Consider the following 14,092-nt stretch of genomic DNA (forward strand, 5'->3'; position numbering starts at 1 on the left):
TTCCTTTGTTATGGCAAGACAAAGCGGATTTCAACGTGAGTGCGTGTACGCAGGATCGAGCGCAAGACCGTTAACAGTTCAGGATCGGGATGCTGCTCGATCAAATAATCGAGGGTTGGCTCATCGAGATAGTAGGTCTCGTCATCCGCATGTTCTTCAACGAGATAGGTATCGAGAAACTTCATCTGAGTAGGCGTAATCGTGCCGAGCAGCACCCCGGTCTCGTCATCATAAAGGATCACGGTATCAGGGGGCGGCGGCGCCACCAGTTCTGGCTCGGTTTTGCCGCGTGACACCGCAATAATGCGACGGCGCTGTTCACGGTCAAAGACATAGGGGCTTGTGGTATCGTTGAGCAGCGTCTCAATCACCACTCGGGCGGCATCAGGACGCGCCAGGCGTTGGGTTCCAGCCCGCAGACCTTCGAGGCGACCAGGCTCTTGCAGCACCTGATCGATCTTAAAGCCTAACACTGGTAGATCGCGACAACGGATGGCGGCCCCGTTCTCGAGCAAATGATCGCTATTGCGTTCTTCCTGCCCGGGGATCGGGTCAATGACAACCATGGGCAAGCCTGCCGCCATACACTCTGCCGTACTCAAGCCGCCAGGCTTGCCCACAAAGAGCGTCGCGGCGCGCATCAGATCGGGCATTTCGTTGGTAAAGCCAAGCACACGAAAATGTTCAGCCTTGGCTGCCGTCAGCGTCGTCACAGCCTGACGCAAGGGCTGATTGCGCCCACACACCACAATCGTCTGCACAGGCGTTTTCATACCCATAATCTGCTCGACAATTTCGAGGGCTGGCCCACCACCGAGGGCACCTGCCGAAACCAGCAAGGTCGGACGATCGACCTGGAGATTGTAGCGCTTATAGACCCCCTCGCAATCAAACGGTTCTGATAAGAGTGGCGTCACCGGAATCCCCGAGACGGTAATGCGTTCGTGCTCAACGCCAAACGATGCCAGCAAAGCCCGCGCCTCGTCAAGGGCAACAAAATAGTGATTGAAGCTACGACTGAGCCACATGCCCTGAAAATCATAATCGGTCGTGACAATGCCGAGGCGTGAATTGATCCGCTCTTCGAGCAAGAGTTGGGCAGCAATGCCAGCGGGCATAAAGTGGGTGCAGATAATAATCTCGGGATGGTAATCTTCGATCAGTTTGACCAGAGGCTGACCATTGAGCATATTGAGCACGTGGGAGAGGCCGCGTTCGTTCTTGAAAGGTTCGTCATTATAATCATAGAGCCACCCCACCGACCAGGGATTCTCTTTGACCAGGGCAAAATAGGCATCAGTCGCGGCCACCTGATAGATGCGCGAGGTATGGAGCAGCGCATCCTGATTGATCACCTCAAACTCAGGGTAACGCCGAAAAGCCTGTTCAATCGCTGCCGCCGCTGCCTTATGACCTGATCCAACACTTGCCGAAAGGATAAGCACTCGTGTTGGCATACGCTCCTCCACACTTTTGCTAGGGGTTTCCGGTCTTTGACGCATTTTCAGTATACCTGAGATTGATACATCAGTGGTGGCTTCTTGGTATAATGGCCCCGTGCGTGGCGTAAGAGCGGGCTGGTGCTAGCGCAAACGGGCGGCACAGCCACGGGGTTTTGAGGGCGGTAGCCCTAAAGCAGAGGAAAAAGTTATGGCTCGTGTGGGTATTTACGGGGCAACCGGGTACACCGGGTATGAATTGATCAAACTGCTGGTACGCCATCCCCAGGTTGAGATTGGCTTTGCTACGGCACGCTCGGCAGCGGGCAAACGTCTGTCTGATATCTTCCCTACCCTGATTGAAACGCCGTTGGTTGCCGTCGAAGAGGCCAATCTCCAGGACGTAGATCTGATCTTCACCTGTCTTCCGCATAATACTCCCGATCTTATTCCTCTGGTGCAACAGGCACTGGAGGCGGGCAAGCAGGTGATTGATTTCTCTGATACCTTTCGGCTCCACGATGCCGATGACTATGAGCGACGCCGTGGCAAGCCGCATCCGGCCCCCGAGTTGCTTAGTGCCGCCGTCTACGGCTTGCCCGAGTTGCACCGCACGGCGATCCGCGAGGCACGCCTCGTCGCCAACACAGGTTGTTATCCACTCACGGCGATTTTGCCCCTGTGGCCGCTAGTCAAAGCGGATCTTTTTGCGGATCGTGTGGTGATTGTTGACAGCAAATCGGGCATTTCGGGGGCGGGGCGGTCGTTGTCACTCAAGACCCATTTTGGTGAAACGCACGAGACCTTCAGTGCCTATAACGTTGGGCGGGTGCATCGCCATCTCGGCGAGATGGAACAAGAGACCGGGTTGCACATTATCTTCTCGCCCCACCTGTTGCCAGTCTATCGCGGCATTCTCTCGACGATCTACGTCAATCTCAAGCCAGGCACAACGCCCGAAGTGGTTCACGAAGCCTACAGCGTGTTTCGTGACGAACCATTCATCACCGTGTTGCCCACCGGACGCTTCCCTGAATTGCGCCATGTGCAACAGACAATGGATTTTGTCATCGGCTTTCAGCCAGTGGAGATCGAGGCGGGACGGATGATTATCGTCTCGGCGCTTGACAACCTGCTCAAAGGGGCGTCTGGGCAGGCCGTGCAATGCATGAACTTGATGCTCGGGTTTAACGAGACCGCCGGATTGAAATGAATCGCTCGTGCCTCGTGGCAGCGGCAATGCCGCTGCCACGAGGCACGAGGTGGGTGTCCCCAGATAAGCGAAAGCCCTTAGACCAGCGCCTTTTCGGTTTCGCGGTCAAAGACGTGCATCTTATTCATATCCACGACGATCTCGACTGGTTTACCAGTCCGGGCTCCGGTACGCGGATCGAGGCGACCGACAAACTCTTTGCCGCTATTTTCGATATAGGCATAGACTTCCGAACCAAGCGGCTCAATGACATTGACCATCGTCATCAGGCGCGCACTCTCATCCACGCCACGCGGCACATAGTTCGCATCGTGGATATCCTCGGGCCGAATGCCGAAATAGATATTCTTGCCAACATGTGTCCCGAGTTGTTCGGTTGAACTCGAGGGCACGGGGACAACAAACTCCTTGCCGACCACGACCGCAAGACCACCCTGTACCCGGTCGAGTTTAGCCTCAAAGAAGTTCATCGAAGGGCTGCCAATGAAGCCTGCCACAAACATATTGGCCGGGCTATCATAGAGCTTCTGAGGGGTATCGAGCTGCTGCAGAATGCCATCACGCATCACGGCAATGCGGGTGCCCATCGTCAACGCCTCGGTCTGATCGTGGGTCACATAGATAAAGGTTGTCTTGAGGCGCTGATGGAGACGGCTGATCTCGGCGCGGGTCTGCACCCGCAACTTGGCGTCGAGGTTCGAGAGCGGCTCGTCCATCAAGAAGACCGACGGGTCACGCACAATTGCTCGTCCGAGCGCGACACGCTGGCGCTGACCACCCGAGAGCGCCTTGGGCTTGCGGTCGAGCAGGTGCCCAATCGAGAGCATCTCGGCGGCCTCTTTGACCCGCGTATCAATTTCAGTCTTGGGCAATTTGCGCAACTTCAGGCCAAAGGCCATATTGTCATAGACGCTCATATGGGGATAGAGGGCATAGCTCTGGAAGACCATCGCGATATCGCGATCTTTGGGGGGCACATCATTGACGACGCGGTCGCCAATCCAGATATTGCCATCGGTAATCTCTTCGAGACCGGCGAGGCAGCGCAACGCGGTTGATTTGCCACAGCCTGACGGCCCAACGAGCACCAGAAACTCGCCGTCATTAATATCAATATTGAGATCCTTGAGGACCGAGACTTCACCAAAGCGCTTCCAGACCTTCTCGAACTTAATACCGGCCATAGTAACATCCTCCTCAGGCAAGAAAACAACTGCTCCTCAGCGACTATCGTGAGGAGCATCAGCGAGCGCTCACTCAGGCAACGGACAGGTTGTCTTACGGACAATCAACTGGAGAGGCAGGGGCGTAAACGATGGTAGGGGTTGCTGTTCTACCAGCGCGATCAACGTATGGGCAAGCGCCGCACCGAGGGCGCGGCGGGGGGCACGGAGCGTTGTCAGGGGTGGATGCGTATGGGCGGCGAGCGGAACATCACCACACCCGATCAAGGCTACGTCGCGACCCACCTCGATCCCGGCATCACGCAGCGCGTGCATTGCCCCAAACGCAAGTTCATCGCTTGCGGCCAGCACTGCGGTTGGCCCTTCAGGTTGCGCCAGGAGCTCTTGCATCGCAGCCAGGCCATCATCCTGACTCGTCCCCGCCTCGACAATCAATGAAGGCGCCACCTCCTCACCAGTTTCAGTCAGAGCTTTGGCAAAGCCCTGGTACAAGAGGTCGCTATCGGTCAACTCCGAAGGCAGATTGATCAAGGCAATGCGGCGGTGCCCCAGGGTACGCAGCGAGCGCGTTGCGATCAACGCCCCCCCGGTGAGATCGAAGCTCAGACCTGGGCAGGCATTGCCCGAGGCAGGCGCACCAACGCCAACATGCAGAACGCCAGCAGCGGTAAGGTGAGCACTGCGCTCGTCATCAACCTGCAGGTCAAGCAAGACAAAGCCATCGACCCGCCCGGTTCGTGCTAAACTGGTGGCGACAAGGTGTTCAGACTGAACAGGATCACCGGCGAGCAAGAGGTAATAGCCGTGGTTCGCGGCCGCCTCAGTCAAGCCTGCGACCAGTTCTGCCAGGGTTGGTGTACTCAACCCGGCAGCCCCGTTGGGTAAAATCAGGCCGAGGGTGCGCGAGCGGGAACGCATACTACGGGCAGCATGATTGGGCTGATACTCAAGTTCAGCGACCACCTGCAGCACCCGTTGCCGGGTTGCCGCCGTCACCGATCCCGTACCATTGAGCACATACGAGACCGTTGCCGTCGAAACGCCTGCTCGTTCAGCTACATCCTTGATCGTCGCCACTGTGCGTCGCCTTCGCTTGACCATTGACCGGTCACTTAACCGATTAACTAGATTATAGCTAGCCCACCGAGTCTTGTCAAGTTGCGAAACTCGTTAGACAAGGATTTAGGAGTTAGAAAATAGGAAAGAGTCGAGCGCATCAGGACGCGATGGAGGCCACCAAACTGTAAAGTAACCTGAAACCTTGCCTTAGTGCAAAAAAGCCAGCTATGCTGGCTTTTTTGCACACCCACCACGCCGAGCTTTAACTCAAGTGAGGAATCACCTCTTCGGCAAAGATGTGTAGGGGCGTGTGATCATACGCGATCCGGGGGAAGTAGGTGATGAAATAGTTCACGCCAGCATCGGCAAGCACTTGCAGGCGCTCGGCAACCTGTGCGGGCGTACCGACAATCGAATTGCGCATGAGATCTTCGAGGCTCCAGTTATAGGTCGCACGCACAGCGGCGGTAGCCTGTTCGAGATCATCACCAGGGCGTACAAAGACAATATTGGCGTTCGATGAACGAATAATGTCGTCATAGTTGCGGCCAACCTGCTCGCAATGGCCGCGCAAAATGGCAAACTTCTGTTGCAACGTGGCCGGGTCGCCCATCACATTGCACGCATTGCCATACTGCGCCACCAGTTTGAGCGTCACCTGTTCGCCGCCACCGCCGATCCAGAGGGACGGATAGGGCTTCTGCACCCCGCGAGGCTCGTTGATCGCCCCGCGAATATGAAAATACTCGCCCTCGAAGGTTGGTGTCTCCTCCGTCCACATCTTGACCATAATCTGCGTGGCCTCACGGAAGGCGCGCATGCGGTCGCGTGTTTCGGGGAAACCGTAGCCATACGCACGCCACTCGTGCTCGTACCAACCCGCGCCAATGCCACAGTAAAGCCGCCCGTGGCTGAGGACATCCACGGTCGAGGCGATTTTGGCGGCCAGGGCCGGGTTGCGATAGCCAATACAGGTGACCATCTGACCGACCTTGACCCGTTGCGTATCACGGGCCAGTGCTGCGGTGATTGTCCATGCCTCAAAAACCGCCTCTTGCTCAATCCGAGGTACCGTGTGAAAATGGTCATAGATCCAGATTGAATCATAGGCGGGCATGCCATCAACCACACGGGCGACCTGCGTCATTGCTTCGTACTTCTCGATGGGATCGGCGATCTCCATCAAGTCCAGCCGCCATCCTTGCGGTACAAATGTACCAAAACGAATAGTCATTGCTTCCTCCTCTAACCTTTGTATTCTCTATTATAATATACTAGCCCTATCAAAGTCCGCCCATTGCCAGGAGGCATGAATGAGCGAAATGACAACCCATCCATCCAGTCGCCCGGAGTGGCAGGCTCTGCAGACACACGCCCGGGCGTTCCAAGAGGTGCATTTGCGAGCATTGTTTGCCGCAGATCCCGGACGAGGTCGCCGTTTCACCGCTGAAGCTGCCGGTCTCTATCTTGACTATAGCAAGCATCGCATCAGCGAAGAGACTATCGCGTTGCTGATGGCGCTCGTGCGTTCGGCTGGTCTGCCTCGCCGCATTGATGCAATGTTTGCCGGTGAAAAGATCAATGCAACCGAAGGGCGTGCTGTTTTGCATGTTGCGCTACGGATGCCTCGTGGCGCGATTGTCAATGTTGACGGTCAGAATGTGATCCCCGACATCTATGCCGTACTCGATCGGATGGAAGCCTTTGCCAACCAGGTACGCAGTGGCGGGTGGCTTGGTTATACGGGGCGTCCGATCAAGAACATTGTCAATATTGGCATTGGCGGCTCGGATCTTGGCCCGTTGATGGCCTATGAGGCGTTGCGTCATTACAGTCAGCGCTCACTGGCCTGCCGTTTTGTCTCGAATGTTGATGCCACCGATTTTGTCGAAACCGTCCGCGATCTCGATCCCGCCGAGACGCTCTGCATTGTCGCCTCCAAGACCTTTACGACGCTTGAGACCATGCGCAATGCGCGCACCGCACGGGCCTGGCTGGTCGAACACCTCGGCGACGAGGCTGCCGTAGCCCGCCATTTCGTGGCCGTCTCGACCAATGCCCGCGAAGTGACTGCCTTTGGCATTGATCCGGCCAACATGTTTGGGTTCTGGGATTGGGTTGGTGGGCGCTACTCGATGACCTCGGCCATCGGGCTCTCAACGATGCTCGCATTGGGTCCCGAAGCGTACCACGAAATGCTCGGTGGCTTTCGGGCCATGGACGAACACTTTCGCACGGTACCTTTTGAACGCAATATGCCGGTGATCATGGGCATGCTTGGTCTCTGGTACACCAGTTTCTTGGGGGCCGAAACGCAGGCCGTTCTCCCCTACGATCAATACCTGCGCCGGTTTCCGGCGTATCTGCAGCAATTGACGATGGAGAGCAATGGCAAACGGGTACGCTTCGACGGTACACCAGTTGATTATCAGACGGGTGCCATCTACTGGGGTGAACCAGGCACCAACGGACAGCACTCATTTTACCAGTTGATCCACCAGGGCACCAAATTGGTACCGTGCGATTTCATCGGGTTCTGCCATAGTCTCAATCCCGTTGAAAACCATCACGATCTCTTGATGTCCAATATGTTTGCGCAGGCCGAAGCGTTAGCCTTTGGCAAGACCAGCGAAGCCGTGGCGGATGAAGGTGTTGCCCCCGGACTTATCGCCCACCGCACCTTCCCGGGCAATCGCCCGAGCAGCACCATTCTGGCTGATCGACTCACCCCGGCGCTGCTCGGGGCGCTCATTGCCCTCTACGAACACAGCGTCTTTACCCAGAGCATTGTCTGGGACATCAACGCCTTTGACCAATGGGGCGTTGAACTCGGCAAAGTCCTGGCGGGGCAGATCGTACCTGAACTCACCGCCTCCAGCGAACCTGTGCTCAACCATGACAGTTCAACCAACAACCTCATCCGTCGTTATCGTGAAGCCCGGAAATAGGTAGAAAGACCTATCGGGGCCAGCTTTGCTGGCCCCGATGGTAGGGCGATTGCATCTTGCGTGTATGCACCCGCCAGGGCACCCGCAAGGGGTGCCCGTACACCGGGCCCGGCCCCCGGCCTGTAGGGGCACTCCTTGCGGGTGCCCTGATAGAGCGTCTTGTTGTATCCGGTTTCGTATGATGCAATCGCCTTGGCCCCGATAGGTCTTTCCTCTACGAGCGAGGGGTCAGCGTCTCGAGGGGCTCACGCCCAGGATGATAGCCATTCTGAGAGGCACCGATCTTCGCCACACTTGGCGCAAAGTCAGGCAAGGGAGGCACATGGTGGGGCGGCTGATATTCAGGCACGAGGGTACGGAGCATCCGCAGCAACACCTCTTCGTCGTGGGCGTGGATCGCGCCCTCGATCACGGCGAGTGAATCGGCAAGTTCAACGGGAACCCAATTGCTCGCCGTGCCTGCAACAAAGATCTTCGCGTGGGTCGTCGCACGATACTCTTCACCGGCGGCAAACAGTTCCTCAAAGAGCTTCTCACCGGGGCGCATCCCCTGGAAAACAATATCAATATCCTGCCCCTCTTCAAGGCCCGAGAGGCGGATCATATCGCGGGCCAGATCAACGACTTTGACCGGCTCACCCATATCGAGCATAAAGACTTCGCCCTGGGTACCGAGCACCGAGGCCTGCAACACAAGCTGGACAGCCTCAGGGATGGTCATAAAGTAGCGTTGCATCTCGGGATGGGTCACCGTCACCGGGCCACCTGCGGCGATCTGCTGTTTGAAAGTCAGGACCACACTGCCCCGGCTGCCGAGCACATTGCCAAAGCGCACCGCAACATAAGGGCGGCCACTGCGTTGCCCCATCTGATGCACCAGCATCTCGGCCATACGCTTGGTAGCCCCCATCACGCTCGTTGGATTCACGGCCTTATCAGACGAAATCATCACAAAGCGTTCAACGGCGGCGGCCTCGGCTGCTTCAAGCAAATTCCGGGTTCCAAGGACATTATTGCTAATCGCCTCGATCGGATTTGCTTCCATCAGGGGCACGTGCTTATGGGCCGCAGCGTGGAAAACAATTTGTGGTCGGTGTTGTTGTAGCAAGTTGTTGAGGCGGACAGCATCACGAATATCGGCGATCAACGGCGTGAGGATTGGCGGTGACACATCTTTCTGTGCAGCGATGGTGCGCCGCAACTCGCTATGGATCTCAAAGATACTATTTTCGCCATGGCCGAGAATCAACAACTCTGCCGGGCCAAAGCGGATAATCTGACGGCACAACTCACTGCCAATCGAACCACCGCCACCAGTGACCAGCACACGCCGACCGCGAATCAAATCACGCACCGCACCAATATCGGTCTGCACCGGCTCACGCCGCAAAAGATCGGTAATCTCGACTGAACGCAACTGGTTCAGCTTGAGGCTACCGTCAAGCAATTCTGACAATCCAGGCACCGTCAACGTCTGCACCCCAGCGCTCTGACAGATCTGCACAATCTCGCGGATCGCCTTACCGGGGGCCGTTGGCATCGCAATAATCACCTGGCGCACCCGATATTGCTTAACGAGTTCGGGGATAGCATAGCGATCGCCAAGCACGCTCACCCCGTGGATGCTCACCCCTCGTTTCGTCGGATCATCATCAAGAAACCCGACAACCCGCATCCGCCAGAAGAGCTTGCTCTGCAACTCACGCACCGTCATCGCCCCACCGTCCCCGGCCCCCATCACGAGCACCGGTGTCCGGGCTTCTTCGTCCCAATGGGGGATCTGGCGTCGCTTGCGCTGATTTGACCAGACACGCAGGGCAAGCCGCGGAGAACCCAGCATCGCCACGAGTAAGGGCAAGAGGATCAGGGGAATCGAGCGTGGAATACGCAGGGCTGGAACGAGGGTTCCAATCGTGAGCACAATGGCCCCGAGGAACAACACAGCCAGCGTCACCGTCTGAATCAGAACCAGGATCTCATCAACCGACACATAACGCCAGTATTGCTGGTAGATCCTGGCCTGAGCCAGCATCAATGGTACCAGCGCCATCGCGGTCACCACCATAAAGAAAAAACCCGGACGATACCCGCCGATCCCAAAGAGTTCGAGACGTAAGAGAAATGCAGTATAGACCGCAAGAGGGATCAGAATCAGGTCAGCTAGGAGTAAATGGCGGTTACGAAAACGATCCACAGCTGCACTCCTGGTCTATGGCCATTACGCAGAATCGACTCACACTGGCTCACCTTTATCTGCTGTTGCTCGACACAATACCTTTCAAATAAGACCTCACAGGTTTGCTCGTCGGCATTGGGACGCCATCATCAAGACCTGTGAGGTGGCTTCTCGTCCTTCTTTGAAAAGTATTGGTGCTCGACACACTCCAAAGGACTGCCCTTGACAGCGGCGTGTCGAGGCAGCATACCCATGCAAACTGAGCGTAGCACTTCTAGTATAACCTTGATAAACACGAGCGCTCTGGATTTTCCTTACCACCATGGGGACAACAATAGACGTAGATAAAGTTGCATGTACTTCTTGTCCTTCTGGGAATCGATCAAGTCAGGGCTTGAACAACAGGTTTTCATCCCGAAGGTGCTGTATACGCGGCAAGAGCGGTTGTGCGGTCAGGATAGATCCGAAAAAAAGTATCAAAACGACTCTTCCGAAAGATTTCAGCAATTGGCGGTTGGAGTCCGACCAAGCGGACGTCGCCACCGAGAGGTTGCACGGCTTTCAGCGTCGTAAGCAACATTCGCAGCGCAAGACTAGCAACAAAGGTCACCTGGCTCATATCAGCCAGCACTTTGCCACGATGGTTGGCGACGGCCATCGCGAGTTGTTCTTCAATCGAGGCAACGCCAACTGCATCAAGACGTGCCGGCAGTTGAACGACAAGCACATCATTGATCAGCTCAACCTTCACCGTTTTGCCTTTCTTCATCTATGCCTTGATCACCGCCGCCGAACAGAAGCAGGTACGGAGAGAGAGATGGGCCGACTTATTATAGCATCACTCTGCTGATCCTCACATCCGCGACACGACCAGGATGGTAATATCATCAGACTGAGCGGCGCCATCAATATGGCGATCAACCGCATCAATGATGCCCTGCATCAATGCAGGTGCAGCCAGAAGGGCATTAGTGGTCAGCACTTCACGCAGACGACCTTCACCAAACATCTCGCTATGCGAATCAAGCGCTTCGGTAATGCCATCACTAAACATCACCAGACGACATCCAGGGTTGATGACCGTATGCTGCACATGATACTGCTGATCAGGTAGAATACCGAGGGGCATCGAGCCAAGCTCGGTTTCGCCAAGCGTTGCGCTAGCCCCATCGACGATCAAGGGGGGATTATGGCCAGCATTGACATAGGCCAGGATCCCGGTACGAGGATCAAGCAACCCATAAAAGAGCGTAATGAACATCGTATTATCACCATGTTCACGACAGAGATAGTCATTGACCAGCCAGAGCGCATCAGCCAGGATCGTCTCGGCATCTTGTTGATCGGCACATTGGAAAACACGTGGCGAAAGCGAAGCCGCCCGCAGCAACGAGCGGGTCAGCGCCACAAAGAGCGCCGCGGTAACCCCTTTGCCACAGGCATCTGCCACCACGAGACCGAGCAACTGATCAGGCAATTCAATGCAATCAAAGAAATCACCACCGACGGCCTGGGCCTCACGGCTCATCGCCGTCAACTGCCAGCCCTCGGGTTGGGGCAGATGCTTGGGCAAAAAAGAGGTCTGGATACGCCGGGCAACGGCCAATTCCTCTTCCAGACGGTTGAGGCGCACCAGTTCAGCCTGCATCGCCTGAAGTCGCCGATATGCGTCGGTCAATTCGGCATTCTTCCGTTCCAACCCGGCAATCATGCGCCGGTTGGCCTCACGCACCCGCGCCGAGCCACTGCTCAACATTTGCATCGCGAGGTCAGGATTCGACCGTAGCAGCGTCTTGAAAGCATCTTCACCCAGGGCGATCAGCTTAGTATCAGCGACAGCCCGTACCGTCGCCGAGCGTGGACTCCGATCAATCAGGGCCATTTCACCAACAATATGGCCTGCTCCAAAGGTATCGAGACGCAATTCATTTCCGTTGACATAGGTCAAGACATCAACATTGCCTTCGAGAATAATGAAACATTCATGACCCGCTTCGCCTTCAGCAAAGAGAAGGGCTCCTGCGTTAAGCTGACGGTAGGCGATTGTTTCAGCCAGGCTTCGCAAGGCATCAAGAGGTAAGTCGCGAAAGAAGGAAACCTCACGCAAGAGGCTCTCGGTCATGGCAGGCGTCCCTTCGTTACGGTCAGTTCATTCCATCCGCTCTGCGGATCGTGGGTATAACTAATCTGGTCAACCAGTTCGCGCACAAAAAAGATCCCCAAACCGCCAAGATCGCACTCATCCGCGCTGGTGTGATTCAAGTCAGGTGGTGGATGTTCACGGAGATCAAACGGGCATCCCTGGTCACGAATGATGAGTTGCAGCGTATCGTTGTGATAATGACATTCCAACTGGATGGGGCCGGTATAGCTTTCACTGTACCCATACTTAATAATATTGCTCACAATTTCTTCAATCACCAGGCGCATCAAATAACGCTCATCAGGTGATAGGTTAAACTCGTGCTCGATACTATCACTAAAGCTAAGCAGGGTCACCAGACCAGACCATGTACCAGAGACTTGGATCTGCCGTTGCATACGCGCTCCAGAGGTTGAAGACGAGACAAGGACGGGTACGCTTGCGGGCGCATCAGGAGAAGAACCGTGTTTGTCTTCTTATTTCGAGTATACCATTTTTCATGTGGTTTGTGGGCGTAGTGTGTGCTGACGCAAGCGGCCAGTTTCGCTGATCGCTTGCGTCAGCAGCATGGGTTTGTCGAGTTTGAAACCTCCTTGCCTCTTTTCTACGAGGTGGTATCATAGAGTATATCGGCATGAAGGCTGCCATGCAGGAGGCGCACAGTGACACATTCACACTGGCATGCGACACTTGACCAGGAGCCTTTACCAGGGCACGAGTTGCCACCCCGCGCCGAAGTGGTCGTCATTGGTGGTGGCATCCTGGGGGCAATGACAACGTACTGGTTGACCCGCGCCGGGGTCGCTCCACTGGTACTCGAACAGGGTGGCCCCGCCACAGGTGCCTCGGGCAATAACGGTGGTCTCTGTATTACCGGGACCCCCGAGCCCTACCCCGCTGCCGTACAGCGCCTCGGTCGCGCAACAGCCCAGGAGGTCTGGGGTTTGACCCTACGTGGCCTGGCGATGCTGCGCTCGGTGGTCGAGCAAGAAGGCATCGCGTGCGATTTGCGCCCCGATGGGCATCTGGAACTTGCCGCCAATCCTGCCCAACTAGCGGCCCTGACCCAGGCGGCGGGCGAGCTGCAGGCTGATGGCTTTCAGAGTAGCATGGTTGACCGCACGGCGATCTGCACGTTACTTGGCCTGTCACCAGGCGACGAGGTGCTCGGTGCCAGATACAACGAGGCGGCAGCGCGGCTCCATTCGGCTCGTCTGGTGCATGGCTTATTTGCGGTGACTGCGCGTCGTGGTGCTCGCTTCTGCTGGCAGACGCCCGTCACCAGGCTAGACATATCAGCCTCACCCCGTCAGGTCGTGGTCACCACACCGCATGGTGTCGTGACCGCAAGTGCTGTGGTGGTCGCCCTGAATGCGTGGAGTAGCGATCTCTTGCCGGAACTCGTTGGGATCGTGCGTCCCGTACGCGGACAGGCGCTCGCAACGGCCCCGGTGGCACCCTCACTCAACCTGGCTTTTGGCGTTGATCTCACGCCGACCGGCGAGTACGGGCAACAAACCGTTGATGGCGCGATCGTCTTTGGAGGATGCCGCGCCCTTGCCCCACAACGTGATGTAGACATCCGTGAACGAGTGCCGACCCCTCTGGTACAAGACGCGCTCGACGCTGCGCTTGGACGCATTTTTCCGTCGCTGGCCGGGTTACCTATTGCACGTCGCTGGGCTGGATTAATGGGCTTTACCCCCGACTATCTGCCCGTTGCAGGCTCAGTAGAACGCTTGCCTGGGGTCTGGTTTGCCGGAGGGTTTTGCGGCCATGGTATGCCGTTTGCTGGCCCCTTCGGGCGGTTGCTGGCCGAAGCGGCGCTGGCCGGGACTCTTCCACCTGAACTCGAACCCTATCGTCTGCAACGCCCCACGCTTAGGCAAGGATGAGATAGCACATAGGAAATAGAGGCTAGCTTTGCTGG

At 56.5% G+C, this 14,092-nt stretch carries 11 protein-coding genes; 3 read left to right on the forward strand and 8 right to left on the reverse strand.

The genetic code is table 11. The annotated features are described in order from the left end of the window. Positions 1–8: 8 nt before the first annotated feature. Complete coding sequence (locus tag EKD05_RS01335; RefSeq protein ID WP_165360532.1) at positions 9–1,457, reverse strand: glycosyltransferase; 1,449 nt, start codon at positions 1,455–1,457, stop codon at positions 9–11. 193 nt (positions 1,458–1,650) lie between these two features. Between EKD05_RS01335 and argC the strand changes: the two genes are divergently transcribed. Then, on the forward strand, positions 1,651–2,652 hold the full coding sequence (argC, locus tag EKD05_RS01340; RefSeq protein WP_129670488.1) for an N-acetyl-gamma-glutamyl-phosphate reductase: 1,002 nt from the start codon (positions 1,651–1,653) through the stop codon (positions 2,650–2,652). A 77-nt stretch (positions 2,653–2,729) separates the two neighbouring features. Here argC and EKD05_RS01345 read toward each other — a convergent pair whose 3' ends face one another. The 3 genes from EKD05_RS01345 to EKD05_RS01355 all read right to left on the reverse strand — a co-directional run bounded on the left by EKD05_RS01345 (position 2,730) and on the right by EKD05_RS01355 (position 6,129). After that, positions 2,730–3,836 (reverse strand): ABC transporter ATP-binding protein, encoded by a 1,107-nt coding sequence (locus EKD05_RS01345; RefSeq protein ID WP_129670489.1) that lies wholly within the window; start codon positions 3,834–3,836, stop codon positions 2,730–2,732. A 69-nt stretch (positions 3,837–3,905) separates the two neighbouring features. After that, a complete protein-coding gene (locus tag EKD05_RS01350) occupies positions 3,906–4,913 on the reverse strand; it encodes a LacI family DNA-binding transcriptional regulator (RefSeq protein ID WP_129670490.1) in 1,008 nt (335 codons plus the stop codon). 244 nt (positions 4,914–5,157) lie between these two features. Next, positions 5,158–6,129 (reverse strand): LLM class F420-dependent oxidoreductase, encoded by a 972-nt coding sequence (locus EKD05_RS01355; protein ID WP_129670491.1) that lies wholly within the window; start codon positions 6,127–6,129, stop codon positions 5,158–5,160. 79 nt (positions 6,130–6,208) lie between these two features. Here EKD05_RS01355 and pgi point away from each other — a divergent pair, with 79 nt between their 5' ends. Further along, positions 6,209–7,843 carry a glucose-6-phosphate isomerase gene (gene pgi / locus EKD05_RS01360; RefSeq protein ID WP_240695572.1) on the forward strand — a complete coding sequence of 545 codons (1,635 nt, stop codon included), beginning with the start codon at positions 6,209–6,211 and terminating at the stop codon, positions 7,841–7,843. Positions 7,844–8,057: 214 nt separating this feature from the next. On the opposite strand, the gene EKD05_RS01365 is transcribed toward pgi, so the two are convergent. From EKD05_RS01365 to EKD05_RS26615, 4 genes are all read right to left on the reverse strand, one after another. Further along, a complete protein-coding gene (locus EKD05_RS01365; protein ID WP_129670492.1) occupies positions 8,058–10,037 on the reverse strand; it encodes a nucleoside-diphosphate sugar epimerase/dehydratase in 1,980 nt (659 codons plus the stop codon). A 391-nt stretch (positions 10,038–10,428) separates the two neighbouring features. Continuing rightward, positions 10,429–10,788, reverse strand: coding sequence for an STAS domain-containing protein (locus tag EKD05_RS01370; RefSeq protein ID WP_240695573.1), 360 nt, complete (start codon positions 10,786–10,788; stop codon positions 10,429–10,431). Positions 10,789–10,872: 84 nt separating this feature from the next. After that, a complete protein-coding gene (locus EKD05_RS01375; RefSeq protein WP_240695574.1) occupies positions 10,873–12,141 on the reverse strand; it encodes a PP2C family protein-serine/threonine phosphatase in 1,269 nt (422 codons plus the stop codon). Continuing rightward, entirely contained in the window at positions 12,138–12,560 is a 423-nt protein-coding gene (locus EKD05_RS26615) for an ATP-binding protein (protein WP_240695575.1), read from the reverse strand. The genes EKD05_RS01375 and EKD05_RS26615 overlap by 4 nt, the downstream gene beginning before the upstream one ends. 264 nt (positions 12,561–12,824) lie before the next feature. Here EKD05_RS26615 and EKD05_RS01380 point away from each other — a divergent pair, with 264 nt between their 5' ends. After that, positions 12,825–14,057 (forward strand): FAD-binding oxidoreductase, encoded by a 1,233-nt coding sequence (locus EKD05_RS01380; RefSeq protein WP_129670493.1) that lies wholly within the window; start codon positions 12,825–12,827, stop codon positions 14,055–14,057. Positions 14,058–14,092: the final 35 nt, after the last annotated feature.

The sequence above is a fragment of the Candidatus Chloroploca sp. Khr17 genome (genome assembly GCF_004138165.1).
Taxonomy (GTDB): domain Bacteria; phylum Chloroflexota; class Chloroflexia; order Chloroflexales; family Chloroflexaceae; genus Chloroploca.

Bases quoted from the DNA above. Each gene is read 5' to 3' on its own strand.
- EKD05_RS01335 (WP_165360532.1), bottom strand. From the start codon at position 1,457: ATGCCAACACGAGTGCTTATCCTTTCGGCAAGTGTTGGATCAGGTCAT.
- argC (WP_129670488.1), top strand. From the start codon at position 1,651: ATGGCTCGTGTGGGTATTTACGGGGCAACCGGGTACACCGGGTATGAA.
- EKD05_RS01345 (WP_129670489.1), bottom strand. From the start codon at position 3,836: ATGGCCGGTATTAAGTTCGAGAAGGTCTGGAAGCGCTTTGGTGAAGTC.
- EKD05_RS01355 (WP_129670491.1), bottom strand. From the start codon at position 6,129: ATGACTATTCGTTTTGGTACATTTGTACCGCAAGGATGGCGGCTGGAC.
- pgi (WP_240695572.1), top strand. From the start codon at position 6,209: ATGAGCGAAATGACAACCCATCCATCCAGTCGCCCGGAGTGGCAGGCT.
- EKD05_RS01370 (WP_240695573.1), bottom strand. From the start codon at position 10,788: ATGAAGAAAGGCAAAACGGTGAAGGTTGAGCTGATCAATGATGTGCTT.
- EKD05_RS01375 (WP_240695574.1), bottom strand. From the start codon at position 12,141: ATGACCGAGAGCCTCTTGCGTGAGGTTTCCTTCTTTCGCGACTTACCT.
- EKD05_RS26615 (WP_240695575.1), bottom strand. From the start codon at position 12,560: ATGCAACGGCAGATCCAAGTCTCTGGTACATGGTCTGGTCTGGTGACC.